The following is a 25,860-nucleotide window of genomic DNA, read 5'->3' on the forward strand; positions in this document are numbered from 1 at the left end:
TCAAACCCGGACGTGGCGGCGCACTGCCAGCCACGACGTGATGACAGCCAGCAGCACGGCACCGCCGACGAGGATGGGTATGACGGTCCACAGGTCGCGCGTGCCGATCAGTCCGATCATCCCGGTCTGGCCGGCGAGCAGCTCGGTGAGGAAGCCGCTGATCCCATAGGTCACCATCGCCCAGAGGAGCCCGATGGCCAGCGCGGCGCCCAGGAGCGTCGCCAGCACGGTCTCGACCAGGAACGGGACGTGGATGGTGAAGGCCGAGGCTCCCACCAGGCGCATGATGTTGGTCTCGCGGCGCCGGCTCCAGGCCGTGAGCCGGATCGTGGTGCTGATCAGCAGGACCGCACAGACCACCATCGCGCCGGCCAGGGCCACCGCCGACAGACTCACCGCGTTGAGAAAGGTGAAGAGCTTGTCGACCACCTCGCGCTGGTCCTCGACGCTCTCCACACCGGGCGCGCCCTCGAAGGCGCTGGCGACCACCTCATACTTCGTCGGGTCGGCCAGCTGGACCCGGAAGCTCTCGGGGATCGCCTCCTGCGGGATGGAGTCCAGCACCGGCGAGTTGCGGAACTGCTCGCGGAAGCGGTCATAGGCCTGCTCGTTCGACTCATACCAATAGGTCTCCACGAGACCTTCGAGCCGGTCCAGGTCGCTGCCGAGCTGGTCGCGCTGCGCCTCGGTCACTCCCCCACCGGCGCACGAGGCGACATCAGTGGTGTCGGGGGTGCACAGGAAGATCGAGACCTGGACCTTGTCATACCAATAGCCCTTGAGCGTGTCGACCTGGCGCTGGGCGAGCAGTCCGCTGCCCAGGAAGAAGAGCGAGACCATCGTGACCAGCACGACGGCGACAAACATCGAGGTGTTGCGGCGCAGGCCGTTGCCGACCTCGCCGAGCAGGAAACCCAACCTCATACGAGGCCCTCCTCGACCACGGCATACTCACCCTGGGCCTGGTCCCGCACGATCACGCCGTCGCGCAGCTGGATCACGCGCTTGCGGAAGGTGTCCACGATCGTGGTGTCGTGCGTAGCCATGACGACGGTGGTGCCGGTGCGGTTGATCCGGTCAAGGATGCTGACGATCTCGGCACTGGTCCCCGGGTCCAGGTTGCCGGTCGGCTCGTCGGCCAGCAGGATCGGCGGCTTGTTGACCATGGCGCGCGCGATGGCGACGCGCTGCTGCTCACCGCCGGAGAGCTCGTGGGGCAGGCGCCGCCCCTTGTCTTCCAGACCGACCAGCTCCAGCACCTCGGGGACCAGCTGCTTGATCGTGTGCCGCTTGGTCCCCAGCACCTGCAGCACATAGGCGATGTTCTGGCTGACGGTCTTGCCCGACAGGAGGCGGAAGTCCTGGAAGACGGTCCCCACCTGGCGGCGCAGCATCGGGATCTTGCGCGTTGGCAGCGTCGACAGGTCGTGCCCGGCCACGAGCACCTGCCCGGTGGTGGCCACCCGTTCGAGGGTGATCAGGCGCATCAGCGTCGACTTGCCGGACCCGGACGCGCCAACCACAAAGACGAAGTCGCCCCGGCCGATCTCGGCATTGATGTCCTGGAGCGCTGGCGCGTCATTCTTGGCGTAGCGCATCGTGACGTTCTCGAACGCGATCATGACGTGGGTACCGCTGCCTTCGTTGTGCGGGACCTCACCGGCACAGGGCCGTCGCCGGTAGGCCGTCCGCGACACGGGGCTGTCGCGGGTACTTGCCACGGTACGGGTGTGACTGGTGTGATTGTGGTATCTCGGCGCTTCCGGCGTGGTGAGTCAGCTCACGTAGTGCAACCCGGCGGGGCGCTGAAGCGTCTGTGCAGGCAAAGGTGTAGGAAGCAGAGCAACAGGAACTCAGGGGAAGCAGGTCCGACCATGGACACGACCGCCAGGAAGGCTGCAGCACCGAACCCGTCGCGACGGGGAGTGCTGCGGGCGGGCGCAGCTCTGGCCGCCGGTGGCGCGGTGACGTTGCTCGCCGCAGCACCCAGCCAGGCCGCGTGGCCGACCCTCCGCAAGGGCGCCTCGGGGCAGCACATCTATGCGCTCCAGCAGTTCCTGGCGCAGCGCAGCTATTGGTGCGGCACGCCAGACGGCCACTTCGGCGCCCTGACCGAGCAGGCGGTCTTCGCGCTCCAGAAGGCGCGCGGCCTGACCCGGGACGCGATCGTGGGACAGCAGACCCTCAAGGCACTGGCCGACCGGGCACTGCCACCGATCCTCGACCAGGGAGCCGGCACCCGCGTGGTGGTCGACCTGGAGCGTCAGCTGCTCACCGTGCTGAGCGACGGGCTGCTCCAGCTGACGCTGAACACCTCGACCGGCAACGGCGAGCCCTATGACTGGTATGGCCGTGAGCTGGACGCCCACACCCCCACGGGGGCCTACGAGGTCTTCTCCACCTACAGTGCCGGGTGGCAGACCGGCCCGCTGGGCGACCTCTATCGGCCGCAGTACTTCAACGGCGGCATCGCCGTGCACGGCTCCGAGTTCATCCCGCCCTACCCGGACTCGCACGGCTGCTGCCGCGTGTCCGTCCCCGCCATGGACATGCTCTGGGAGGGCGTCATGACGACCGGAACCCCGGTCCGCGTCGTCTAACTTTGGCGCAGGTCGGACCGTGACCCACGCGGCTCAGGCGTTGGCCGCGTCGCGCTCCTGGCCACGCTTCCAGCGGATGCCGGCCTCGATGAAGCCATCGATCTCACCGTCGAGCACCGCCGACGTCGAGCCGACCTCAAACTCCGTGCGCAGATCCTTGACCATCTGATAGGGGTGCAACACATAGGAGCGCATCTGCTCACCCCAGCTGGCCTTGATGTCACCGGCCAGCTCCTTCTTGGCCGCGTCCTCCTCCTGCTTCTTCAGCAGCAGCAGCCGCGACTGCAGGACGCGCAGCGCCGCCGCTCGGTTCTGGATCTGGCTCTTCTCATTCTGCATCGACACCACGGTGCCGGTCGGAATATGCGTCATCCGCACGGCCGAGTCCGTCGTGTTGACCGACTGGCCACCGGGACCGGAGGAGCGGAAGACATCGACCTTGAGGTCTGCCTCCGGGATCTCGATGGTGTCCGTGGACTCGATCAGCGGGATCACCTCGACGGCGGCGAAGCTCGTCTGGCGTCGGCCCTGGTTGTCGAAGGGGCTGATCCGCACCAGCCGGTGCGTTCCCGCCTCGACGGCCAGCGTGCCAAAGGCATAGGGCGCCTTGACCTCGAAGGTGGCCGACTTCAGACCGGCTTCCTCTGCGTATGACGTGTCAAGGACCGCGGTCTGGTGACCGTGCCGCTCGGCCCAGCGCAGATACATGCGCATCAGCATCTCGGCGAAGTCGGCGGCGTCGACGCCACCAGCCCCTGCCCGGATGGTGATGACTGCGTCGCGCTCGTCATACTCACCGCTGAGCAGGGTGCGCACCTCAAGGTCACCGACGGCCTTCTTGATGGAGGCCAGCTCGGTCTCCGCCTCCGCCAGGGTCTCGGCGTCCGACTCCTCCTGACCCATCTCGACGAGGGCCTCCAGGTCGTCCACGCGGGCCTCCATCTTGGTGACCCGGTCGTGCTCGGCCTTGACCCGCGAGAGCTGGCTGGTGACCTGCTGGGCGTGCTCGACGTCGCCCCACAGGTCCGGCGCGGACGCCTGCGTCTCGAGATCGGTGATCTGGACCTCGAGCCCGTCGATGTCGCTGACATCACGGACCGACTTCACGGTCGTCCGGATTGCCTTGATCTCATTGTCGAAGTCCACTGCCACAAGGAGACAGCCTACGCGAGGCAGCCGCGCCGACGGTGCGCGGCAAGCTGAGGCGGTCTGCTCAGGCGAACTGCACGGTGCGCAGTCGGGCGGCGGGGACGCGGCTGAGGAGCCAGCCGACCGCCTCGCGGGCCGACCATCCCTGGACATAGCTGGTGATCAGCTCACGGGCCCCCGTGAGGTCCTGGCCGAGGGTGACCAGGCGAGTCTCGGCATACCCGTCCTTGCGTTCCTGCCCCAGGCCGATGTTGGCCATCAGCCCGTTGCAGAGGCACTTGCGGCCCTGCGTGGCCTCCTCGGCACCACCCTTCTTCAGGTACATGTGGACGGGCTCGGCCGGGCAGCGATAGCCCACCTCGCCGTCCTCACGCTCATAGGGCGTGCGCAGGTAGGACAGGTCGCACAGCCGCGGGCGGGCCTGGTAGACCTCCTCCTGGCTGGCCGTGTCCTCCAGCGAAGCGACCTTGAAGGGGAAGCCCGTGGGGCTGGCCCGCGGGTCGTTCCTGACCTCGAGCCTGTCCTCGCGCAGCTCCTGCAGCATGGCCTCGCGGGTGGCATGGGTGATGCCGCTGTCGAGGGACAGCGCAAAGAGCGTGCCCACCTGGACACCGGTGGCGCCCAACGACAGGGCCTCCTCGACCTTCTCGGGGGTGCCATAGGCACCGGCCAGCCAGAACGGCAGGCCGAGCTCGGCAACCTTGGCCAGGTTGGCGTCGTCGCGGGGCCCGTAGATCGGCTCACCTGCGTCGTCGAGCTGCATCTTGCCCCGCGGCGGAGCGCTGTGGCCACCGGCCACCGGGCCCTCGACGACGAAGCCGTCCGGGCGGATCTCGGGGTCGCGATAGAGGTAGTTGGCCAGCAGATCGATCGAGACGATGGCCAGGAAGTCGGGACGCCTCATCGTCGGCAGGGAGTCGCCGAGCAGGTCCACGGGGTCGACCTCGATGAACCGGGTGATCGAGCCTCCCGCGACGTCGGCGGTGATGCGGCCGGGGCGGCCGGCCGAGATCTCCGTGAGCAGGCGCGGGATCTCGCGCGGGATCCCGGCGCCCATCAAGACGTAGTCGACGTCGGCCAGGACCGCACCGAGCAGAGCGGTCGGGGTGGCCATCTGGACCTTCTCGAGGCAGTTGATGCCGACCGCGCCGTCGTGCCCCTCCTTGGCCAGCCACACCTCCGCGAAGTTGGCGACCACACCGAGCTCCTGCCCGGCCCGGTTGGTCGTCAGGGTCAGCTTGGGGATCGGCTTGTAGGGCGTGCCCGGCTCGCGGCCGCCCTCGATGAAGTACTTGTCCATCACCCGGGCCGCCATGTCGGCGTCGGGGAAGGCAGCGAGCGCGCGGCGCAAGTGACCGCCGGGGTCACCGTCCTGCAGCCGGCGCGAGAGCACCGCGTCCATCGCGGTGCCGGAGATGACGCCCATCTGACCGGTTAGCGCGACCTCGCGGGCGAGTTGCCAGGAGGAGACGGCAACGCCCATCCCTCCCTGGATGACAACGGGTGCGGTGGGAGCCACGGGGGCCTCCTCGGGAGTCTGTGGTGCTCGGCTTACGCAGACGTAAGTTTCGCTTGCGTAACCTACGGTAACGTAGGAAAGCGTTCCGGCGCCAACTGTGCGCCACCCCCTTGATGAGTTCTCCCAAAAGCCTGATGAGTTCTCCCAACAGCGACACGTCGGCGGATGCCGCACCCGATAGTCAGCCTTGACGCAAACTACTCAGCCCTGCCGCGCCCGGCAGACGGCGACGACGGCCCGCTCCACGGCATACTCCGGGTCTCGAGCGACCGCCGTGCCGGTCCGCAACCCACCCTTGACCTCGACATCCGCCGCGGCGACCGCCTCGATCGCGGTGCCAAGGCGTATGCCGTCCCACCCCTGCGCCGTCCGGCGCGCCTGGTCGATCTGCCAGGGAGCCATCCCGAGGTCCCGGGCTAGCGTGGCGGCGCTGGCCCGGCCCGCACTGGCGACCTTGCCGACCTGGCGCAGCTGCATCGCCAGGACGGCAATGATCGGGACTGGGTCGAGCCCGCCGGCAAAGGCGTGCCGCAACAGGCGCAGCGCCTCGGCGGTGTCGCCACGCAGGGCCGCGTCGGCCACCTTGAAGCCGGTGGTCTCGACCTTGTCGCCGTAGTAGGTCTCCACATCGGCCGCCCGGACCCGCCCCGTGGTGTCGCGGATCAGCTGCGCGCAGGCCGTGGCCAGCTCGGCGACGTCCTTGCCGACCGCCTGGACCAGAGCGGTGACGGCCGGCTCCTCGATCTGCCTCGACGCCGTCTTGAACTCCTGCTGCACGAAGGAGACCTTGTCCCGGTCGGACTTGATGGCGGGGGCGGTGATCACCCGGCCCGACTTCTTGAGGACGTCGAGCACTCGTTTGCCGCGGTTGCCGCTCTTGTGGCGGACGACGAGGGTGACCCCCTCGGGCAGGTCGTGGGCCAGGGCGTGGGCGTCCTCCACCAGCGCGTCGTCCGCCTCGTCAAAGTCCTCGACCACGATCGCGGTCCAGCCACCGAACAGGGACGGGCTGGCGTGCACGCCGAGGGCGCCGGGCTCATAGTCGGCCGCGGGGATCTTGACGACGTCGACCTCGGGGTCGTGCGCGCGCAGCGTGGTCAGCACGGTGTCGACCGCACGCTGGGCGAGGATCTGTTCGGGGCCGGAGACCAGGACGAGGCCCGGGGTGTCACTCACAGGTCCAGCATCCCATCGGGTTGCAGCTCGAGCCCGAGCTGGTTGAGGCGCGCCGTCACGGCATCCGGGGGCAGTTGGAGGTGGTCGGCCAGCTCGACGAGGTCCACGCCCGCCTCGACGCCCTCGCGCAGCTCCTCGTCCTGGTCGTCCGTCCAGGCGTGACCGCCGGTGACAGCGGTGCGGGCGCTGCGCGCCACCGGTGGTGGGTCGGCCACGGCTGCTGCGTCCTGGGCATCCGTGGCGACCGTGGTGCTGTTGCCCGTGGTGCTGCTGCCCGCGCCCTTCGCTCCGCCCGACCCACCCCTGGTGCCACGCATCGCCGGCTCGGCGACGGGCAACGGGTCAGGAGCGGTCTGGTCCAACCGGCGCAGCGCATCGAGCACCATCGCGGTGTTGGTAGTGGGCCAGAACGGTGGCAGGGACTTCTGCAGGAAGCCGGCATAGCGCGCAGAGACCATCCGGGAGTCGAGGAAGGCGACGACTCCGCGGTCCTGGCCCCGGCGGACCAGGCGTCCGGCACCCTGCGCCAGCTTCAGTGCGGCATGGGTCGCGGAGACCTGCATGAACCCGTTGCCGCCCATCCGGGCGATCGCCTCCGAACGGGCCGAGGCCAGCGGGTCGTCGGGACGCGGGAAGGGGATGCGGTCGATGATCACGAGCTGGCACGCCGAGCCCGGCACGTCGACGCCCTGCCACAGCGACATGGTGCCGAAGAGGCAGGTCTTGGTGTCAGAGGCGAACTGCCGGACCAGGGTCGGTGTCTGGTCATCGCCCTGGCACAGCACGGTGACGGCGTCGTCCGCGAGCCGAGAGCGCATCTCCTCGGTCGCGGCCTCGGCCGCGCGGCGCGAACTAAACAGCCCGAGCGTGCGTCCACCAGCAGCTCGCACCAGGGCCTCGATCTCGTCGAAGACCTTGTCCGAGGTGCCGTCCCGTCCGGGCGGGGGGAGCGTCTTGGCGACATAGGCGATGGCCTGCTGCTTGTAGTCGAACGGGCTGCCTACGTCGAGTCCGTTCCAGGCCGGCCCGCCACGCCCGGTCAGCCCGAGCGTGCCGGCGACCGAGTCGAACGTGCCACCGAGCTCCAGCGTCGCCGAGGTCAGCACGACGGTGCGCTCGTCAAAGAGCTTGTCGCGCAACAGCATGGCGACGCTCATCGGTGCCACGCGCAGCACGGCGCCGCGCATCCGGTCCTGGGTGACCCAGGCGACGTCGAGCTCCCGCTCCTCCAGGACCCGCTCGGCGGTGTCGAAGACCTCCTCGACCGCCGCTCGCGCCACCTGCCGCGCGCCGTCGGCCTCCTCCTTGCCCTTGGGCTTGAGCTCGGTCTGGAGTGCACGGGCCGCATCGCGAACCGAGCTCAGTGCCAGCACCAGTCGGTCGGGCAGGCCGGTGAGCCGCCCCTCCGGCAGCTCGTCGAGCACCGTCTGCATCGCGGTGGCGGCCTCGGTCAGGTCGCTGGTCTCCCCCATCCTCGCGGCCCGCTTGGCAGCCCCGGCGATCGTGGCGGACGTGAGCTCGTCGGTGATGGTGGACGTCACCCGGTCGGTCAGCTCGTGCCCCTCGTCGATGATCAGCAGGTCGTGGTCGGGCAGCATCTGCCGCCCCTCGAACGCGTCGATCGCCATGAACGAGTGGTTGGTGACGATCACGTCCACCTGGTGCGCCGCGGCCCGGGAGACCTCGACGAAACACTCCCCCACCTGCGGGCAGCTCTGTCCGAGACACTCCCTGGCCGAGACAGACACCTGCCGCCAGGCGCGGTTGCTGACCCCCGGCACCAGCTCGTCGCGGTCGCCGGACTCGGTCACCTCCGACCACTCGCGCAGCCGGAGCACCTCGTCGCCGAGGCGCGAGCGCTCGCGGTCGACCTGGCCGACCGTGAGCAAGGAGTCCTCGTCCTCGTCAGGGAAGCCGCCCTGGAGCTTGTGCTGGCAAAGATAGTTGGCCCGCCCCTTGACCAGGGCGAAAGTGGGTCGGCGGCCGACCACGGGTGCCAGTGCATCGGCGATGCGGGGCAGGTCACGGTCGATGATCTGGGCCTGCAGTGCGAGCGTCGCGGTCGCCACGACCACGGGTTTGCCGGTCGCCATGGCGTGCGCGATCGCCGGCACCAGATAGGCCAGCGACTTGCCGGTGCCCGTGCCCGCCTGGACGAGCAGGTGCTCCTCGCGCTCGACGGCGTCGCGCACCGCGTGAGCCATCTGGACCTGACCCGGGCGCTCGGTGCCGCCGACCCCCTGGACCGCCGCGTGCAGGAGTGCGTCGAGATCGGCAGGCATGCCCACAGAGTATGTCGAGGGGCTGACACCGCTGGCGCCCACCGGTGCGGCCTGTGGACGAGGTTGTCGCCTGTGGACAGTTTCTGCGGCGGCACGCTCGCCCGTGCTCTGCTGTGCGCATGCGCTGCTCACTCCTGCTGCCGACCCTCCCGTGCGTCGCGCTGGTCCTCGTGGCCTGCCAGGCCGAGGTGGTCGATGACACCACGGACGTGAGCACCACCACGGACGTGAGTACCACCACGACCAGCCCAGCTCAGCCGTCCGGGGTCAGCTCCACGTCACAGGGTTCCAGCGACGCCTCGGGATCGTCCGCGTCACCCAGCGCCCGGTCCACCACCGCTCGGGAGCAGGAGCTGGCCCGTGTCCGCTGGCACAACGGCGACATCGTGCCCGCCTCTGAGCCCGTCCTGGTCGGCGACGCACTCGTGCTCTACACCCTGGCGGACGAGCAGCTGCAGATCACGGGCATCGACCCACAGGACGGTGCGGTGCTCTGGTCCAGTCCTGCCAGCGTCTCGCTGCGTCCGCGCGGGCAGTCACTCAGCGTCGTGGGGGTTGACAGCCTGGTGGCTCACCTCGCCCCGTCAGAGTCGGGGCCGGCAGACGCGGCTGCGGCGTTTGCAGTCCTGCGCGATCCCGGGACCGGGCGGGAGGTGCTCAGGTCCGCCCGTGCGCTGAGTCACGCGGACCTGCCGTCCGTCTGTCCGCACGACGACACCCTGGCGTGCGTCACGGTCCCTGTCGACGGGGACTGGAGTCTGCAGTCGCTGCTGGCAGACGGAGGGCTCGAGTCACCTCCTGAGAGCGCCGCCGGCGTGCCCGGCTGGACGGGGATCGGTCCGCTCGGACTCAGCCGGGTCGCTGAGGACGGCACACAGGTCGGCCGCATCGTGGACGGACAGCTGACCTGGCAGATTGATACGACGCAGACCTTTGCCGCCGGCCAGTCCACCGACACCGGCTGGTCCTTCTACAGCTTCGGCGACGGCTCGGTCCTGGTCGGCTCGATCGGGCTCGGCACCGGGCCACCGGCTGACGGTGAGGCCTGGGACATGACGGATCAGCTGACGCTGGGCATGGACGCCGAGACCGGGGAGGTGCTGTGGCGGGCGCCAGCCACCTCCAACTTCTGTGACCCCGACATGACGGGCGCGGACGACGACCCACTCCTGGCCTGCCTGTGGCGCGACGGACAGGCTGTGGCCCAGGATGGTTCGCTCACCTACCAAGACATCGACATCGACCTCGTCCGGCTCGACCCGATGACCGGTGAGCGGCTCTGGCAGGTGGGGCTCGGAGCGACCACCTCCGCGGATGCGGAGCCCTCGCGTCCCGAGCCGTGGCTGGTCAGTCCCACCGAGGTCGCGGTCACAGCGTCCGACGGCTTGCGGATCATCGACATCGAGACCGGGGCGGATCGCCCGGCGACCACGTCGGACCGGCACTGGGTGGAGGACCATGACCTGGTCGACATCCAGACGCCGGGCATCGCGAAGGACCGGGTCCTGGCCTCGGACCGATATCAGCTCCTTGACGGCACCGGCGAGTCAGCGCCAGGTGCGCCGTGGCCGCTGCCCGGCCCCATCGGCACTGCCCTCGCGGAGGGGACGGGAGTGGTCGTGGCGGAGCCGGACGGCCTGACCGCCTATGCCGACCCAGGTGCAGGCCGGTGAGCATGCAGGCTCGCCGCTGCCACCCGCTGCCGCCCGCTGCCACCCGCTGCCACCCGCTCACGCCGGTCGGCGGTCCGCCGCTGCCACTTAGGTCCATCAGCGGTTGGTGATGCCCTCGGGTGCGCAGATGTAGTGAGCGACCATGGCCGTCCAGCCCGTCTGGTGCGAGGCGCCCAGACCGGTCCCGTTGTCCCCGTTGAAGTATTCGCTGAACGTCGGGTGCACGTCCCACAGCGGGCCGCTCGGGTGGTGGATCGGCGTGCTCGGCCGTCGTCCGTCCGGACCGGGACGGAAGAGCGAGACGAGACGCTGCTCGAGCTCGGTCGCGATCTGAGTCAACGACATCCGGTGGCCGGAGCCGGTGGGGAACTCGACCCGCATGTCGATGCCGGCACCACGGCCATAGATCCGCACGGCGTCGGTGAGCATGGCGTTCACCGGGAACCAGATCGGGCCGCGCCAGTTGGAGTTGCCACCGAACATGCCGGACCGGGACTCGGCCGGCTCGTAGCGCAGGCCGAGCTCGTCGTCGCCGATCCGGACCGTCAGGCCCTCCCGGTGCGCTGCCGACAGGGAGCGGATGCCGTGCGGGGCGAGGAACTCGTCCTCGTCGAGCAGATAGCCGACCAGCGAGGCGAGCTGCTCCTGGCTGAGCATCGACAGCGTGCGCACCGAAAAGCCGTGGAAGTTGGTGTGCAACAACGCATCCTGCAGTTCTGGACGACGCTCGATCCACCCACGCAAGAAGTCCGTGAGGTCGGGCAGCTCCTGAGCGACCCAGTTGGGCAGGATCGACACCCCGGTCAGCGGCAGCAGCCCGACCATCGAGCGCACCGGCATCCGGTGCGCCGTGCCGTCGTCCTCCACGAGCACGTCCTGGAAGAACCGCATCTCCGGGTCCCACAGCGAGGTGTGGTCGGCCCCGGCGTCCTCCATCGTCTCCGCGATCGCCAGGAAGTGGACCAGGAACTTGGTGGCCACCTCGTCCCAGGCAGGGTCCTCGCGAGCGAGCTCCACCGACATCCGCAGCATCCGCAGGCAGAACATCCCCATCCACGCCGTCGCGTCAGCCTGCTCCAGGCGCCCGCCCCCGGGCAGCTCCTCAGAGCGGTCGAAGAGGCCGACGTTGTCCATCCCGAGGAAACCGCCCTCAAAGACGTTGGAGCCGTCTGCGTCCTTGCGGTTGACCCACCAGGGGAAGTTGAGCAGCATCTTGAGCACGATCCGCTGCAGGAAGTCCCGGTCCCGGTTGCCGTCGATGCTGTAGACCTGCCACGCCGCCCACGGGTGCACGGGCGGGTTGACGTCGGAGAAGTTCCACTCGTAGGCGGGCAGCTGGCCGTTGGGGTGCATCGCCCACTCACGGCACATGAGCAGCAGCTGGAACTTCGCGAACGCGGGGTCGACGTGGGCCAGCGGCACGGTGTGGAAGGCCAGGTCCCAGGTGGCGAACCAGGGATACTCCCACTCGTCCGGCATCGAGATGACCTCGGCGAGGTTGACGTGCTGCCAGTGCACGTTGCGGCCGGCATGCCGATCCGCACGTTGCGGAGGCGGTGGCGGTTGGGCCGGGTCGCCGGCCAGCCAGCGCGTCACGTCATAGAGATAGAGCTGCTTGCCCCACTGGAGGCCGGCGAAGGCGCGGCGGGCGGTGTGCCGGTCGTCGGCACTGGTGCCCTCCGGGATGACCTCGGCATAGAACTCGTCAGCCTCGCGGCGGCGCGTCTGTAGCACCTCGTCGGCGGGCTTGAGGGTCGGGGGCTGGGGCTCGTGGACCTGCGGGGTCGCCGGGGACTGCTGTGCGGTCAGCCTGAGCCGGACGGTCACGCTGTCCCCGGGACCGACCTCGTCGAACTGCCACCAGAGGGCGGCCTTGGTGCCGGTCTGCCCCGGGTTGCCGGCGTCCTCGCCATGGACGACGGCTCGGTCGATCGCGTCCTTCGGGTATCCCGTGTGGCTGGCCGGGACGGCGTCCTCGCCATAGAGGTCTGCATAGTTGGTCTCGTTGTCGCAGAACAGGACCCGTGGCGCACCGTCGGCAGTGAGCCGGACCTGGCCCAGCTCGTGGTGGTGCGCCTCGAGCACGACCTGGCCCTCGGCATACTCCCCCTCCTCCCCTGCCAGGACGATCGCCGGACGCCGGTCGTCCAGGCCCCACGACCAGGTGTTGCGGAACCAGAGCTGTGGCACCAGGTGCAGGGGCGCCGCCTCCGGGCCGTGGTTGGTGGCGGTCACCTCCATGACGATGTCGGTGGGCGCGGCCTTGGCGTGGGTCACGACGACGTCGAAGAACCGGTTCTCCTGCAGCACACCAGTGTCGAAGAGCTCATACTCGTCGTCGTCGTAGCCACGGGCGGCGTTGCCGTCGATCAGGTCCTGATAGGGGAAAGCGGCCTGCGGGTAGCGGTAGAGCCACTGGGCATAGCTGTGCGTCGGCGTGCCCTCGATGGCCCACCAGTGCTCCTTGGCGTCCTCGCCGTGGTTGCCCTGCGGGTTGGTCAGGCCGAACAGCCGCTCCTTGAGCCGGTCGTCGCGGCCGTTCCACAGCGCCAGACCGAGGTTGAGGAAGCCGTCGATGTCGCACAGGCCGGCCAGCCCGTCCTCGCCCCAGCGGTAGGCCCGCTGGTGGGAGTGCTCGAACGGCAGGTGGGCCCAGGCGTTGCCGTCGGCGGAGTAGTCCTCCCGGACCGTGCCCCACTGCCGGGCGGAGACGTAGGGACCCCACAGGCGCCACGGCGCGCGGGCATCGTCGGACTCGGCGACTCTCTGCTGCTCGGCGTTCACGCCCTCGACCCTCCCACAATTTTGGCAGGGGTTTCGCTGGTCCGCCCCGTCTTTTCGCAGGGCTTTCGCTGGTCCTCCCCGTCTTTTTGCAGGGGTTTCGCTGGTCGTGGCCTGTGGTTCAGGCGCTGCGCTGTTGCGGCGGCAGCAGGTGCGGGTGGTGCGCCTCGGTGACGTCCGGGTGGGCCCGGACCCTGCTCTTGAGCGCGTTCTCGCCGTAGACACCCAGGATCGGGTTGCTCTCGTCGAGCGTCACCCCCGGAGCCCGAGCGGCCAGGTGCTCCGGCAGGGCGAGCTTGGGGAAGACAGCATCCAGCCTCGGGTTGTGAAAGTAGGGCACCGAGATCCGGTCAGTGCCTGCCTCGGGAGCGAGCACCCGGTGATTGGTGGCCTTGAGGTAGCCGTCGGTCGCCCACTCGAGCATCTCGCCGATGTTGACGATCAGGGCCCCCTCGATCGGTGGTGCGTCCAGCGGCTCGCCGTGCCGCTCAACCTGCAGCCCAGCCTTGCCCGGCTCAACCAGCAGCAGCGTGAGCACGCCAGAGTCGTTGTGCCACCCGACGCCCTGCTCGGTGCCGCCCTCAACGCGACCCGGATAGCCCACCACCTTGGTCAGGGTCGCGGGCGCGTCGCCGAAGGTCTCGTCGAAGATGTCGCGCGGCTGACCGAGGGACTCGGCCCACTCCGCCAGCAGGCGGGTGGCCACGTCCGAGAGGGTTTGGTTCCAGGTCTCCACGACCTCGCGGACCCGCAGCAGGGCGCTCGGCCACAGGTTGGGGCCCTGCAGCGCCCAGTAGTCCGGGACGTCTGGTCCGGCCGGGACCGCCGCACGTTCGGGGCCGATGTCGATCTGTTCGCGCCAGTCGACCTTGCCCTGGGTGCGCTCCCCGCCGACGCGGGTGTAGCCGCGATAGTGCGGGCTGGTGACGTTTTCGATCTCAAGCTTGTCGGCCTCGGGCAGGGCGAAGAACTCGCGGGCGACGCTGATGACCTCGCTGGTCAGGGACGGCTCGATGCCGTGGCCGACGAGATAGAAGAAGCCGTAGTCATGGGTCGCCTCACGCAACTGCTCACGGAACAGGTCTGCGGTGGCCGGGTCGTCGGCGAGGGAGAGGTCAAGGACGGGCAGGTGCTCAGTCATGGGTCAGGTTCCTCGGAAGTATGCGGAGTGGCTGGGTCTGAGGTCGAGCTCACCGACGACACAGGTCGCTCGCCAGACACCCGAGGTCCACGTGCAGCCGTCGCACGAGCGCGACGACCTTCCGATTGACCAACACCCGCTTACTGTATCCATCACACAAACTTTTACCAAGACGCATCGGCAGAGATTTCCCACGTACGAAACCCCTACCAAAATGCGAGGAGGGCCTACGAAACCCCTACCAAAATTGGTCAGACGGCGTAGGAGCCCAGGACGCCGTGCAGGTCCGCAGTCACCTTCGCCGTCAGGCGCGTGCCCTCCGGCGTGTGCTCCTCGGTCAGCACGTCGCCCTCGGCGTGCAGGCGGCTCACCAGGTCACCACGCTCATAGGGCACCAGCACGTCGACCTCGATCTCCGGGCGCGGCAGCGCGGCCTCGATCATCGCGGTCAGCGACTCCAGCCCCCGGCCCGTGCGCGCCGAGACGATCGCCACGTCGGGATTGGCCCGCTGCAGCCGGTCCAGCACCTCGGGGTCGGCCAGATCGGCCTTGTTGACGGCGATGATCTCGCGGTTCTCCCCGGCCTCGACCTCGGCGAGCACCTCGTGCACGGCCACGATCTGACCCTCCGGGTCGGGGTGCGACCCGTCGACGACGTGCAGCAGCACGTCGGCGTCGGCCGCCTCCTCCAGGGTCGAGCGGAACGCCTCGACGAGCTGGTGCGGCAGTGAGCGCACGAACCCGACGGTGTCGGTCAACGTGTAGGGCCGGCCCTCACTCGTCTCGGCCCGACGCACCGTCGTGTCGAGCGTCGCAAACAACTGGTCCTGCACCAGCACGCCGGCCCCGGTGAGCCGGTTGAGGAGCGAGGACTTGCCGGCATTGGTGTAGCCGACGATAGCCACCGACGGCACGTGGTTGACCTTGCGCGAGGCACGCTTGGTGTCCCGCGTGGTCTTCATGCCCTTGATGTCGCGGCGCAGCTTGGCGATGCGCTGGTTGATGCGCCGCCGGTCCAGCTCGATCTTGGTCTCACCGGGGCCGCGGGAGCCGATGCCCTCACCGCCGGCCACCCGACCACCGGCCTGCCGAGACATCGACTCACCCCAGCCACGCAGGCGCGGCAGCAGATACTGCAGCTGCGCCAGCTCGACCTGGGCACGGCCCTCCTTGGACTTGGCGTGCTGGGCAAAGATGTCGAGGATCAGGGCGGTCCGGTCGATCACCTTGACCTTCACGACGTCCTCCAGGGCGCGCCGCTGCGACGGGCCCAGCTCGCCGTCGACGACGACGGTGTCAGCGCCCTCGGCGATCACCACGTCACGCAGCTCCTCCGCCTTGCCCGATCCCAGATAGGTCGCCGGGTCCGGGTTGGTGCGCCGCTGGATCATCCCCTCCAGCACGGTGGAGCCGGCGGTCTCGGCGAGCGCGGCCAGCTCCCGCAGCGAGTTCTCCGCCTCGATCAGCGTGCCCTCCGTCCAGATGCCGGCCAGGACGACACGCTCCAGCCGCAGCTGGCGGTACTCGACCTCGGTGACGTCCTCGAGCTCGGTGGACAGCCCAGGGACACGACGCAGCGCCTCGCGCTCCTCGCGGTCAAACTGGTCCCCGTCAAAGGACTCGAGACCTTCGTCGTATGTCGGATCGTTGGGGGCGCCGTCCAGCGCAGCGGCGCGCTCGTCCAGGAGGTGCCCCCTCGCGATGTTGTCGCGGTTGGTGCGGTTGGCGTCAGTGTTCGTCATGTTCTCCTCAGGGTCTCACCGTTCAACGCACCGATCCACTGATTTCGTCCCCCCTCTGAGTCCGCAGGTGTGCGCCTAGACTTCCAGCGATGGCTCAGGACCACTACTTCACCGCCGAACCCGCCTCGCCCGCCGAGCTGCGCGAGCGTGAGGTCGTGCTCGCCGGGCGCCCCGTCGTCGTGTCAACCGCCGGTGGGATCTTCTCGCCCGACGGCATCGACAAGGGCACCTCGGTGCTGCTGAAGCACGCACCCGACCCGCCCGCCAGCGGCACCTTCCTGGACCTGGGCTCTGGCTGGGGACCGTTGGCCCTGACGATGGCGCTCCACTCCCCGGGGGCCACCGTCCACGCCGTCGACGTCAACCAGCGCGCGCTGGATTTGGTGCGCCGCAACGCGGCCGCGCTCGGGTGCACCGTGACCGCCCTGACACCGCAGGACGCCCCCGGCGACACGGCATACGACCTGATCTGGTCCAACCCGCCGATCCGGGTGGGCAAAGCCGTCCTGCACGAGATGCTGCAGACCTGGCTGCCGCGGCTGGCGCCCGGCGGTCAGGCGTGGCTCGTTGTGCAGAAGAACCTCGGGGCCGACTCCCTGCAGAAGTGGTTGGCGACGCAGTTCCCGGACCTGGCGGTCGACCGTCCCAGCACGAGCGGCGGCTTCCGGCTCATCCGTGTCGTGCGGGACTGACTGAACGGCTGGTCCACCAGAAGCCGAGCACCGCCAGGAGCGCCCCGGCCCCCTCCACGAGCGCGCTGATGACCTTGGGGCGGGTCCAGAACGGGTCATACATCGGCGGGATTGGACCGATGGCCGGCAGGTCGACGTAGGTGTAGGTGACCACGGCGGCACACACGGACAGCAGGACCACGGCAGCCACGGCATAGGCCAGCCTGCTCCCCCGCCACAACAGATAGCCGGCGGCCACCAACGCCACGACCGCCTGGATGCGGAACAGCGTGCCGCCACCGATCCCGCCGGGTGCGGCCAGCTGCATCTGCGACGCCTGCTGGAGGTGAATGACGGCGTCCACCACCAGGGCCGCTGCCACCAGCCACCGGAGCACCCGTTCCATGGTCATCAGCCCACCGTGAGCGTCGAGACCATGTTCGGGTGGGGGGTGCAGTGGAAGGGGTAGTCGCCAGGTTCGTCAGGTCCGGTGAAGGTGACCGTCTCCCCTGGCCCCACGGCGACATCGAACTGGCCGTCGGTGTCGGAGGTGACGGTGTGCCCGACGTTGTCCTGGTTGTGCACGGTGATGGTGGCGCCGGGCTCGAACGTGCCGCTGAAGGAGTAGTCGAAGTCGCTGATCGTGATCAGGGGGTCCTCGGCACTCAGCGAGGTGGTCGGGCTCTGCGGGGCCTCGTCCTCCGAGCAGCCGGACAGCACCGCCAGGAGTATGCCGATCGTTGCGGCGGCGGAGAGGCGAGGACCCCGCCGGTGGCTGGCGTCGCGCTGGCCCGTGGTCTTGCTCTGGTGGCTCATGCCCGATTGTACGAGGCCGCGGCCCTCCTGGATTGGGCCGCGGCCTCACCAGTCAGCCTTCGGGTGGTGTGCCCTTCGCTGCGTCGAGGGGTGCGGTGAGGGCGATGGCGGCGCCGACCGAGTTGAGGACGATCCAGGCCGCGACGGTGGTCACCATCCCGGCGCTGTCGGCCAGCAGTCCGCCGGCGACACCACCGACCGGCACGATGCCCATCGTCAGGGTGCGGCGGGTTGCGCCGACCCGACCCAGCAGCTCGGTGGGTGTCAGCTCGGCTGTCAGGCCGGCGTTGACCACGTTGTAGGCCACGATCACCACGCCCCACAGGAACGTCCCGGCCAACAACCAGGCGGTGGCGCGATCGCGGTCGAGCAGCGCGACCAGGGTCAGGGCCGCGGTGGGAGCCAGCAGCAGCAGGGACCCGCGCAGCACCCGCGGCACGCCGAGCCGGTCCGCGAGCGGGACCGCGACCAGGGAGCCCAGCAGGCCGCCCACTCCTCCGGCCGACATGATCAGCCCGAGCGTCGCCGCTCCGAGGTCCAGCTCGCGCAGCACCAGCACGACCTCGATCGCGGAGTAGACGGCCAGGCCGAGGTTGACCGACATGGTCCCCAGCGACAGGCGCCACAGGGCCGGTCGGGAGCGCAGGGTGGCCCAGCCCAGGTGTGCCTCGTGGAAGAAGCGGGCGAGCGCGGCGCGGGCACCCGGCTCGCCCTCGGCTGACCCGGTCGACTCGACGCTCTGCACGGGCAGTCGCAGGACGACGAGGGCGGCCAGGAGGGTGAGGGTGGCTCCCACCGCCAGGGTCACCCCGGCACCGCTGAGGGCCACGAGCCCGCCCGCGAGAACCGGCACCACCAGGGTGATCACAGACTCGGCAGACTGCAGGCGCGAGACCAACCGGGACACGCCCGCCGTCCCGACGACCCGCGGCACGATCGCCGTCTGCGTGGTCTCTGCGACCAGTGCTGCGGTGCCGGCCAGGAGAGCCACGGCATACAGGTGCATCATCGTGAGCACGTCCAGCGACCAGGCGAGGACGACGCTGGTGAGCAGGAGGGTGCGGACCACGCCAGAGCCCAGCAGCAGCCGGACGGTGGGTGACCTGTCGACGATGACGCCCACGGGGATCCCGAGGACGAGGAAGGCGAGCGTCCCCAGGGCGTTGAGCACTCCCATCTGGGCGGCACTCGCGCCCAGCACGACCACGGCAAGGACATCGGTCGCCAGGTCAGCGGCCTGTCGACCGGCGGCGTCGAGGGCGTTGGAGATCAGCAGCGGCAGTCCGCGCCGCGCGGGTGGGCCGGGGTCGAGTCGGTCAGGATCGGGCTGGTCCGGATGGGGCTGGGCAGGATCGGGCTGGACAGGATCGGGCTGGACAGGGTGGTGCGAAGGCATGACTCACCTCAGGAAAGGGAAGGAACAGAGCACGTCGACACCGCCCCGGCGACTGGCGCGGGGCTCGGGGTGTCAGCGGCGACTAGAGGCTGTCGCTGCGGGCTCTGAAGAACACGTCTCTCCTGGGTGCGTGGGCGTTGCGGCAGCAGACTACGTGAGCCCGGTGACGGTCTGCACCACCTGGTCCACGAGGTCGTCCGCATCGTGGGGCAACCAGGTGATGCGAGGGTCTGGGCCGAACCACGCCTCCTGGCGGCGGACCAGCCGGCGGGTCGCGTTGCCGGTGTCCTCGCGTGCCGCCTCCGGGGTGAGCGTCCCGTCCAGCATGGCCAGCACCTGGGCGTAGCCGATGGCCCTCGATGCTGTGCGCCCCTCCCGCAGACCGCGTTCCTCCAGGGCTCGCGCCTCCTCGACCAGCCCCCGCTCCCACATCCGGTCCACCCGGTGGGCAATGCGCCCGGCCAGCACCTCGCGGTCGGCGGACAGGCCGATCTGGACTGTTGGCACGGCATACTCTCGCCGGGGCAGGGTGGCGCTGAAGGGCCGGCCGGTGAGCTCGGTGACCTCCAGCGCCCGCACGATGCGCCGCCCGTTGCGCGGCTGGATGCGCGCGGCGGCCTCGGGGTCGGCTGCCGTGAGCCGGGCATGGAGCTCAGCAACCCCGACCCGCTCCAGCTCCGCCTCCCACCTGGCCCTGACCTGCGGATCGGTCGGCGGGATCTCGAGGCGGTCCAGCAGGGCACGGACATAGAGGCCCGAGCCCCCCACGACGACGGGGATGTGGCCGCGTGACCGGATCGCCACGAGGTCGGCGCGGGCACCGGCCTGGTAGTCCGCGACGCTGGCCTCCTGGGTGACGTCCAGCACGTCGAGCTGGTGGTGCGGCACGCCTGCGCGCTCCTGCGAGGTCAGCTTGGCGGTGCCGATGTCCATGCCGCGATAGAACTGCGAGGCATCGGCGTTGATCACCTCGCCTCCCCACCGCTGCGCCAGGGCCAGCCCGAGGTCGGACTTGCCCGTCGCGGTCGCTCCCACGACGGCGACCACCGGCAGCTGGTCGGACATCTTCCCTGGCACGGCCGCAGTCTGGCACGGACGCGGGCGACATACTGAGGGCATGAGTGGTCCTCCCCTGGAGCTGCATGTCATCGGCGACTCGACCGGCGACACCGCCGCGCGCGTGGCCCGGGCAGCCGCGGCGCAGTATGCCGCCTATGACCTGCGCATCATCCGACATCCGCGCATCACCTCGGCCGAGGGCCTGCGCGCCGTGATCCGCAACCTGGACCCAGGGGCCCACCGGATGGCCGTCTTCTCCACGGTCGTCGACGACGAGCTGCGCGCCCTCGTCGCACAGCTGTGTCTGGAGGCCGGGATCCCCCACGCCGACCTGCTCGAACCGGCCCTGAGCGCGCTGCAGGCGGCCACCGGTACGGCACCCGAGCGGGTGATCCGCCCCGTCGGTGTCGGCGAGGACTACTTCAAGCGGATCCAGGCGATGGAGTATGCGATCGCCAACGACGACGGCCACCTGACCAACCCCCTGACGCAGGCCGACATCGTGCTCATCGGCGTCTCCCGCTCGGGCAAGACGCCGTTGTCGATGTATCTGGGCTATCTCGGCTACCGCACCGCCAACATCCCGCTGGTGCGCGGCATCGACGCTCCGGACGAGCTGTTCCAGGTGGACCGGTGGAAGATCGTCGGGCTGACCCTGGACCCGGAGCGACTCAAGGAGATCCGGCAGAAGCGCGTCCGGGCGCTCGGCAGCCGCCAGCAGGGCGACGGCTACACCGAGCTGATCCGCATCTATGAGGAGCTCGAGGAGGTCAACGCAATCCAGCGCAGGCTCGGTTGCCCCGTCATCGACACCACTGCGCTAGCTCTGGAGGAGGCGGCCGGCCGCGTGATCGAGATCGTCGATCGTCGGCGCGAGGCAGCGACCGGGCGCTGAGTCCCGCTCGCTGCCTCACCACCGCAGATCGGTGTCGGGACACTCACGCACCCGGCAGCGACAGGCCTTCCGACGAACCAGTAGTCTGCCCATGTGGGGGCCGGTGACGTCCGGCCCCGAGCACTCGAGGACGAGACCGAGGAGACGCCTGACATGAGCGCAGACGCCCAGCCCATCCGCTACCTCTATGACCTGGCCGACGGCGACGCGTCGATGAAGGGCCTGCTGGGCGGCAAGGGTGCCAACGTCGCAGAGATGCTGCGCCTCGGCGTCCCGGTGCCCGACGGCTTCACCATCACGACGGCCGCGTGCGTCGACTCGATGGACGCCGGCGGCAGCTGGCCGCAGAACCTCTGGCCGGAGACGGAGCAGGCTCTGGCCCGCCTCGAGGAGCGCACCGGTCGCACGCTCGGCTCGTCGGAGCGTCCGTTGCTCGTCTCGGTCCGCTCCGGCGCCGTCGTCTCGATGCCCGGGATGATGGACACGATCCTCAACCTCGGGATCGGTGATGACACTGTCGAGGCACTCGGCGCCGAGGCCGACAACCCGCGCTTCGCCTGGGACTCCTACCGTCGCTTCATCCAGATGTATGGCGAGGTGGTCGAGGGCGTCCCCGGCCACGCCTTCGAGGACGAGCTGACCGCGCTCAAGCGCACCCGTGGCGTCGAGCAGGACACCGACCTGGGCATCGAGGACCTCCAGGAGCTGGTCGAGAAGTTCAAGTCGGTCGCCCGCGAGCACATGGGCGGCGAGTTCCCCACCGACCCCCGCGAGCAGCTCGAGCGTGCCATCGACGCGGTCTTCCGGTCCTGGATGAACCCGCGCGCCGGCATCTATCGCAAGGCCCACGGCATCCCCGACTCGCTCGGCACCGCCGTCAACATCATGCAGATGGTCTTCGGCAACCGTGGTGACACCTCCGCCACCGGTGTCTGCTTCACCCGCAACCCCTCCACCGGCGCGAAGGAGCTCTATGGCGAGTTCCTCATCAACGCTCAGGGCGAGGACGTCGTGGCCGGCATCCGCACACCCCGTCCGCTGGGCGAGATGGAGTCGGTGCTGCCGGAGGCCTACGGCCAGCTGCTCGACACGATGAACCGGCTCGAGAGCCACTACGGCGACATGCAGGACATCGAGTTCACGGTCGAGGAGGGCACGCTCTATCTGCTGCAGACGCGCAACGGCAAGCGCACCGCGCAGGCCGCCTTCAAGGTGGCCCGCGACCTGGTCGACGAGGGCAAGATCACCCGTGAGCAGGCGCTGCGGCGGATCGAGGCCGGCCAGCTCGACCAGCTGCTCCACCCCGCCATCGACCCCGAGCACGGCCAGAAGCCGATCACCAAGGGGCTCAACGCCTCCCCCGGTGCGGCGGTCGGTGAGATCGTCTTCGACTCGGCCACCGCCGAGGCCAGGGGCAAGGCCGGCGAAGCCGTCATCCTGGTGCGCTGGGAGACCACCCCCGACGACATCGCCGGCACCATCGCGGCCCAGGGCGTGCTGACCGCGCACGGCGGCATGACCTCGCACGCCGCGGTGGTCGCCCGAGGCATGGGCAAGCCCTGCGTGGCGGGCGCCTCGGCTGCCAAGATCGACGCTGCGGCCAAGCAGGTGACGATCGGCGACACGGTCCTGCACGAGGGCGACACCATCACCTTGGACGGGTCGACCGGAGAGGTGTATGTCGGAGCGCTCGAGCTCGTGCCGCCGCAGGTCAACGAGGACTTCGCTGCCGTGGTCGGGTGGGCCGACGACGTGCGCCGGATGGCGGTGCGCGCCAACGCCGACACCGGCGAGGACGCCACCCGGGCCCGGGAGTTCGGGGCGCAGGGCATCGGCCTGTGTCGCACCGAGCACATGTTCATGGCCGAGGACCGGCTGCCGGCGGTCCGGGAGATGATCCTGGCCAACGACGACACGGCCCGCGCCGCGGCCCTGGACAAGATCCTGCCGATGCAGCAGGCCGACTTCGAGTCGATCTTTGAGGCGATGAGCGGCCTGCCGGTCACCATCAGGCTGCTTGACCCGCCGCTGCACGAGTTCCTGCCCGACCTGGTCGAGCAGGCGCTGCTCGTGCAGCGCCTGGAGCTGCAGGGCGGGTCCGACGAGGAGGTGCGCGAGGCCCGGGTGCTGCTGGCCCAGGTCAAGAAGCTCACCGAGATGAACCCGATGCTGGGCACCCGCGGCGTCCGGCTGGCGCTGCTCTATCCGGAGATCCCAACCATGCAGGTCCGCGCGGTCGCGCGCGCAGCGATAGCGGTGCGCGAGCGTGGCAGCGAGCCGATCGTGGAGATCATGGTGCCGCTGGTCGCCTTCGCCGAGGAGCTCAAGCGGATGCGCGAGCTCATCGAGGAGACGCTGGCCGAGGAGTTCGAGGCCAGCGGTCAGGAGTTTGACTACACCATCGGCACGATGATCGAGCTGCCTCGGGCTGCCGTGGTCGCCGACCAGATCGCCGAGCACGCCGACTTCTTCTCGTTCGGCACCAACGACCTGACACAGACCGGCATCGGCATCTCCCGCGACGACGCCGAGGGCTCGTTCCTGGCGCCCTATGTCGACTCCGACATCGTGCCGGACAACCCGTTCGCCTCGATCGACGTCGACGGCGTGGGTGGCCTGGTGCGCCTGGGCACCGAGGGCGGTCGCAGCACGAAGTCCGACCTCAAGGTGGGTGTCTGTGGTGAGCACGGCGGCGACCCCGCCTCGATCGCCCTCTTTGAGTCGATCGGGCTGGACTACGTGTCGTGCTCGCCGTTCCGGGTGCCGATCGCGCGTTTCGCCGCGGCACGGGCCGTCCTCGACGCCCAAGACGACTGAGGTGGGCGGTCCCACCCGGGGACCCGCCGGCATACCTCCTCCCGCGCAGCGGGCCGCCGAGCTCACCGAGCTCGGCGGCTTCGCCGTGTGGCAGGTGGACACCGGCGGGCTGGTCCCTGTGTCTGCGGCGCTGGAGGCCGAGCCGCTTGCTGGCCGGTTCGCCGCCACCCGGGCCGGACTCGCGAGCGGAACGGGACTGGCCACCGACGAGGTGATGGTCCGCACGGCGGTCTCCGCTGCCCAGGTCGGGCTGGTGTCCCGCCTCTGGTCGATCGCCCTGGCTTCGGTGGCGCTGCACGGCTGGGTGCCGCAGCTGACCATGGACCAGCTGCTCGTGGCCCCGACCCACCGCAACCCCGCCCCGATGGCCCTCGTCGATGCCACGGCCGGTGTGGAGGTGACGGACCCTGCCCATGCCGCCCACGCGATCGGCGAGCTGGTGGTGCACGGCGCGGTCGCCGGCATCACGCACGCCTGCCGCGTCGAGGGTCGCACTGCCCCTCGCGTCCTCGTGAGCAACGCAGCGTCGTCCCTGGTGGCTGCTGCCCGGGTGATCGGACGTAAGGTGCCCGACCAGGCAGCTCAGGTCGACGAGGTGGCGCGGCTGCTGTTGCAGACGCCGTGGCTCGCCGCGGGCGGTGGATACCAGGACGTCGAGGACGCCCCGGACACCGACCCGGTCGAGGAGTTCAAGCGCACCGGGTGCTGCCTCTACTACCGGCTGCCCGGTCACGGCCTCTGTCCCGACTGCGTCCTGGTGCGCCCAGGTCACCCGGCGGACACTGACCACTGAGCGATCAGTCGCGCGGGGGTCAGCGCGCGAGCACGTTGCCGCGCCGCTCCTGCTCGTCATAGGTGTAGACCTCACGACCCTCGATCCAGACCCGCAGGGTGCGGGACTGCAGGTCGAGCGGGTCACCTGACCACAGCACGAGGTCAGCGTCCTTGCCCACAGCCAGGGACCCGACCCGGTCGGCCACGCCCATCACCTCTGCTGGGTTGATGGTGACCGCCCGCAGTGCCGCGTCGCGGTCCATCCCCTCCTTGACGGACAGGGCGACCTGGGTGATCAGGTGCTCGATCGGGACGACCGGGTGGTCGGTGATCAGAGAGACCTTCACCCCGGCGCGGTCGAGTATGCCGGGAGCAGCCGCAGTCCGTTCCCGCACCTCGACCTTGGAACGGCTCACGATCATGGGGCCATACAGGACCGGGACCTGCTTCTCGGCGATCAGGTCCGCGATCAGATAGCTCTCGGTGCCGTGGTCGAGGACGAGCTGGTAGCCGAACTCCTCCGAGATCCGGATCGCGGTGGCGATGTCGTCGGCCCGGTGGCAGTGCTGACGCCACGGGATCTCCCGGTTGAGGACCTGGACCAGGGCCTGGTTGACCAGGTGACCCTCGGCATACTCCCCCTCGCGGGTGGCCTTGCCGGACTTCTCGCTGTAGTTGCGCGCCTCGGTGAAGGCCTTGCGCAGGATGAGCGCCACGCCCAGGCGGGTGGACGGCGTCTTCTTCTGGTCCCCGTAGACCCGCTTGGGGTTCTCACCCAGAGCAGCCTTGAGGCCGGACGGGCTGCGCAGCACCATCTCGTCGACGACGCGGCCATAGGTCTTCAGGGCGACGGTCAGGCCGCCGATCGGGTTGCCGGAGCCGGGGTTGACGTTGACCGAGGTGATGCCGCCGCCGAGCGCGTCGTCGAAGCCCTGCTCACGCGGGTTGATCCCGTCCAGCGCTCGGGCCGCTGCCATGACCGGGTCGGTCATCTCGTTGGTGTCCTGACCGGCCCAGCCCTCACCCTCCTCCCAGACCCCGAGGTGGACATGGGCGTCGATCAACCCGGGCAGCAGCCACTGTCCACCGGCGTCGATGACCTCCGCGCCGTCCGGAATGGTGAGCTCGGCCCCGAGCGCGGCGATCTTGCCGTCCTCCACCACGACGGCGCCGGTGAACGGCTCCCCCTCGATCGGAACAACCTGCGCATTGGTGATCGCCAGAGTCATGGCAACTCCTCCTGTGGGACGAACGTTGGCCGGCGCCGTGCGGCGCCGCCTCCACAGTAGGCCCGACTTCAGCGGGCCCTCTCGGCGGGCGGGGCATAGGGCCGACATCGGCGGGCGGGCACAGGGCAGCCGGCACCGTG

The 25,860-nt window shown here is 69.7% G+C and carries 20 protein-coding genes; 6 read left to right on the plus strand and 14 right to left on the minus strand.

What is annotated here, in order from left to right; all coding sequences use genetic code 11:
- Together ftsX and ftsE are read right to left on the minus strand one after the other, a co-directional pair.
- Positions 1-924 (minus strand): permease-like cell division protein FtsX, encoded by a 924-nt coding sequence (gene ftsX / locus NF557_RS11505; protein ID WP_252619489.1) that lies wholly within the window; start codon positions 922-924, stop codon positions 1-3.
- Positions 921-1,622, minus strand: a complete 702-nt coding sequence (gene ftsE, locus NF557_RS11510; RefSeq protein ID WP_252619491.1) for a cell division ATP-binding protein FtsE — start codon at positions 1,620-1,622, stop codon at positions 921-923. Before ftsE ends, ftsX begins: the two co-directional genes overlap by 4 nt.
- A gap of 252 nt (positions 1,623-1,874) precedes the next feature.
- On the opposite strand from ftsE, the gene NF557_RS11515 reads away from it, so the two are divergent.
- Positions 1,875-2,600: a L,D-transpeptidase family protein gene (locus NF557_RS11515; RefSeq protein WP_252619493.1), complete on the plus strand. Its 726-nt coding sequence runs from the start codon at positions 1,875-1,877 to the stop codon at positions 2,598-2,600.
- A 33-nt stretch (positions 2,601-2,633) separates the two neighbouring features.
- Here the strand turns inward: NF557_RS11515 and prfB are convergent, their stop codons facing one another.
- The 4 genes from prfB to NF557_RS11535 form a co-directional block, all read right to left on the minus strand.
- On the minus strand, positions 2,634-3,752 hold the full coding sequence (gene prfB / locus NF557_RS11520; RefSeq protein WP_252619495.1) for a peptide chain release factor 2: 1,119 nt from the start codon (positions 3,750-3,752) through the stop codon (positions 2,634-2,636).
- Positions 3,753-3,813: 61 nt separating this feature from the next.
- Entirely contained in the window at positions 3,814-5,268 is a 1,455-nt protein-coding gene (locus NF557_RS11525) for a nitronate monooxygenase (protein WP_252619497.1), read from the minus strand.
- A gap of 201 nt (positions 5,269-5,469) precedes the next feature.
- Positions 5,470-6,444, minus strand: coding sequence for a DNA polymerase III subunit delta (gene holA, locus NF557_RS11530; RefSeq protein ID WP_252619499.1), 975 nt, complete (start codon positions 6,442-6,444; stop codon positions 5,470-5,472).
- Positions 6,441-8,726, minus strand: coding sequence for an ATP-dependent DNA helicase (locus NF557_RS11535; RefSeq protein WP_252619501.1), 2,286 nt, complete (start codon positions 8,724-8,726; stop codon positions 6,441-6,443). The genes holA and NF557_RS11535 overlap by 4 nt, the downstream gene beginning before the upstream one ends.
- A gap of 119 nt (positions 8,727-8,845) precedes the next feature.
- Here NF557_RS11535 and NF557_RS11540 point away from each other — a divergent pair, with 119 nt between their 5' ends.
- Positions 8,846-10,399, plus strand: a complete 1,554-nt coding sequence (locus tag NF557_RS11540) for an outer membrane protein assembly factor BamB family protein (RefSeq protein WP_252619503.1) — start codon at positions 8,846-8,848, stop codon at positions 10,397-10,399.
- 96 nt (positions 10,400-10,495) lie between these two features.
- Here NF557_RS11540 and NF557_RS11545 read toward each other — a convergent pair whose 3' ends face one another.
- From NF557_RS11545 to hflX, 3 genes are all read right to left on the minus strand, one after another.
- Positions 10,496-13,183, minus strand: coding sequence for an MGH1-like glycoside hydrolase domain-containing protein (locus NF557_RS11545; protein WP_252619505.1), 2,688 nt, complete (start codon positions 13,181-13,183; stop codon positions 10,496-10,498).
- 118 nt (positions 13,184-13,301) lie between these two features.
- Positions 13,302-14,321, minus strand: a complete 1,020-nt coding sequence (locus NF557_RS11550) for an isopenicillin N synthase family dioxygenase (RefSeq protein ID WP_252619508.1) — start codon at positions 14,319-14,321, stop codon at positions 13,302-13,304.
- Positions 14,322-14,572: 251 nt separating this feature from the next.
- On the minus strand, positions 14,573-16,063 hold the full coding sequence (gene hflX, locus NF557_RS11555; protein WP_252619511.1) for a GTPase HflX: 1,491 nt from the start codon (positions 16,061-16,063) through the stop codon (positions 14,573-14,575).
- Between the two features lie 89 nt (positions 16,064-16,152).
- Between hflX and NF557_RS11560 the strand changes: the two genes are divergently transcribed.
- Entirely contained in the window at positions 16,153-16,755 is a 603-nt protein-coding gene (locus NF557_RS11560) for a class I SAM-dependent methyltransferase (RefSeq protein ID WP_252619513.1), read from the plus strand.
- Here the strand turns inward: NF557_RS11560 and NF557_RS11565 are convergent.
- From NF557_RS11565 to miaA, 4 genes are all read right to left on the minus strand, one after another.
- On the minus strand, positions 16,733-17,146 hold the full coding sequence (locus NF557_RS11565; protein WP_252619515.1) for a hypothetical protein: 414 nt from the start codon (positions 17,144-17,146) through the stop codon (positions 16,733-16,735). The two genes, NF557_RS11560 and NF557_RS11565, sit on opposite strands and share 23 nt — an antisense overlap.
- Positions 17,146-17,550 (minus strand): cupredoxin domain-containing protein, encoded by a 405-nt coding sequence (locus tag NF557_RS11570; protein ID WP_252619517.1) that lies wholly within the window; start codon positions 17,548-17,550, stop codon positions 17,146-17,148. Before NF557_RS11570 ends, NF557_RS11565 begins: the two co-directional genes overlap by 1 nt.
- A 52-nt stretch (positions 17,551-17,602) precedes the next feature.
- Positions 17,603-18,946: an MFS transporter gene (locus NF557_RS11575; protein ID WP_252619519.1), complete on the minus strand. Its 1,344-nt coding sequence runs from the start codon at positions 18,944-18,946 to the stop codon at positions 17,603-17,605.
- A gap of 150 nt (positions 18,947-19,096) precedes the next feature.
- Positions 19,097-20,011: a tRNA (adenosine(37)-N6)-dimethylallyltransferase MiaA gene (gene miaA, locus NF557_RS11580; protein WP_252624130.1), complete on the minus strand. Its 915-nt coding sequence runs from the start codon at positions 20,009-20,011 to the stop codon at positions 19,097-19,099.
- Positions 20,012-20,063: 52 nt separating this feature from the next.
- Between miaA and NF557_RS11585 the strand changes: the two genes are divergently transcribed.
- From NF557_RS11585 to NF557_RS11595, 3 genes are all read left to right on the plus strand, one after another.
- On the plus strand, positions 20,064-20,900 hold the full coding sequence (locus NF557_RS11585) for a pyruvate, water dikinase regulatory protein (protein ID WP_252619521.1): 837 nt from the start codon (positions 20,064-20,066) through the stop codon (positions 20,898-20,900).
- A gap of 153 nt (positions 20,901-21,053) precedes the next feature.
- Positions 21,054-23,717 (plus strand): pyruvate, phosphate dikinase, encoded by a 2,664-nt coding sequence (ppdK, locus tag NF557_RS11590; protein WP_252619522.1) that lies wholly within the window; start codon positions 21,054-21,056, stop codon positions 23,715-23,717.
- A gap of 1 nt (position 23,718) precedes the next feature.
- On the plus strand, positions 23,719-24,510 hold the full coding sequence (locus NF557_RS11595) for a (2Fe-2S)-binding protein (RefSeq protein ID WP_252619523.1): 792 nt from the start codon (positions 23,719-23,721) through the stop codon (positions 24,508-24,510).
- Between the two features lie 19 nt (positions 24,511-24,529).
- On the opposite strand, the gene NF557_RS11600 is transcribed toward NF557_RS11595, so the two are convergent.
- Positions 24,530-25,720, minus strand: a complete 1,191-nt coding sequence (locus tag NF557_RS11600) for an amidohydrolase (RefSeq protein WP_252619524.1) — start codon at positions 25,718-25,720, stop codon at positions 24,530-24,532.
- Positions 25,721-25,860: the final 140 nt, after the last annotated feature.

It is taken from the genome of Ornithinimicrobium cryptoxanthini, from assembly GCF_023923205.1.
Classification (GTDB): domain Bacteria; phylum Actinomycetota; class Actinomycetes; order Actinomycetales; family Dermatophilaceae; genus Ornithinicoccus; species Ornithinicoccus cryptoxanthini.

What these genes read in the sequence shown, in the direction of transcription:
- NF557_RS11560 (WP_252619513.1), top strand. Translation starts at nt 16,153, where the DNA reads ATGGCTCAGGACCACTACTTCACCGCCGAACCCGCCTCGCCCGCCGAG.
- NF557_RS11535 (WP_252619501.1), bottom strand. Translation starts at nt 8,726, where the DNA reads ATGCCTGCCGATCTCGACGCACTCCTGCACGCGGCGGTCCAGGGGGTC.
- NF557_RS11565 (WP_252619515.1), bottom strand. Translation starts at nt 17,146, where the DNA reads ATGACCATGGAACGGGTGCTCCGGTGGCTGGTGGCAGCGGCCCTGGTG.
- NF557_RS11570 (WP_252619517.1), bottom strand. Translation starts at nt 17,550, where the DNA reads ATGAGCCACCAGAGCAAGACCACGGGCCAGCGCGACGCCAGCCACCGG.
- miaA (WP_252624130.1), bottom strand. Translation starts at nt 20,011, where the DNA reads ATGTCCGACCAGCTGCCGGTGGTCGCCGTCGTGGGAGCGACCGCGACG.
- ppdK (WP_252619522.1), top strand. Translation starts at nt 21,054, where the DNA reads ATGAGCGCAGACGCCCAGCCCATCCGCTACCTCTATGACCTGGCCGAC.
- NF557_RS11600 (WP_252619524.1), bottom strand. Translation starts at nt 25,720, where the DNA reads ATGACTCTGGCGATCACCAATGCGCAGGTTGTTCCGATCGAGGGGGAG.
- NF557_RS11575 (WP_252619519.1), bottom strand. Translation starts at nt 18,946, where the DNA reads ATGCCTTCGCACCACCCTGTCCAGCCCGATCCTGTCCAGCCCGATCCT.
- ftsX (WP_252619489.1), bottom strand. Translation starts at nt 924, where the DNA reads ATGAGGTTGGGTTTCCTGCTCGGCGAGGTCGGCAACGGCCTGCGCCGC.
- ftsE (WP_252619491.1), bottom strand. Translation starts at nt 1,622, where the DNA reads ATGATCGCGTTCGAGAACGTCACGATGCGCTACGCCAAGAATGACGCG.
- hflX (WP_252619511.1), bottom strand. Translation starts at nt 16,063, where the DNA reads ATGACGAACACTGACGCCAACCGCACCAACCGCGACAACATCGCGAGG.
- NF557_RS11550 (WP_252619508.1), bottom strand. Translation starts at nt 14,321, where the DNA reads ATGACTGAGCACCTGCCCGTCCTTGACCTCTCCCTCGCCGACGACCCG.
- NF557_RS11540 (WP_252619503.1), top strand. Translation starts at nt 8,846, where the DNA reads ATGCGCTGCTCACTCCTGCTGCCGACCCTCCCGTGCGTCGCGCTGGTC.
- NF557_RS11515 (WP_252619493.1), top strand. Translation starts at nt 1,875, where the DNA reads ATGGACACGACCGCCAGGAAGGCTGCAGCACCGAACCCGTCGCGACGG.
- NF557_RS11585 (WP_252619521.1), top strand. Translation starts at nt 20,064, where the DNA reads ATGAGTGGTCCTCCCCTGGAGCTGCATGTCATCGGCGACTCGACCGGC.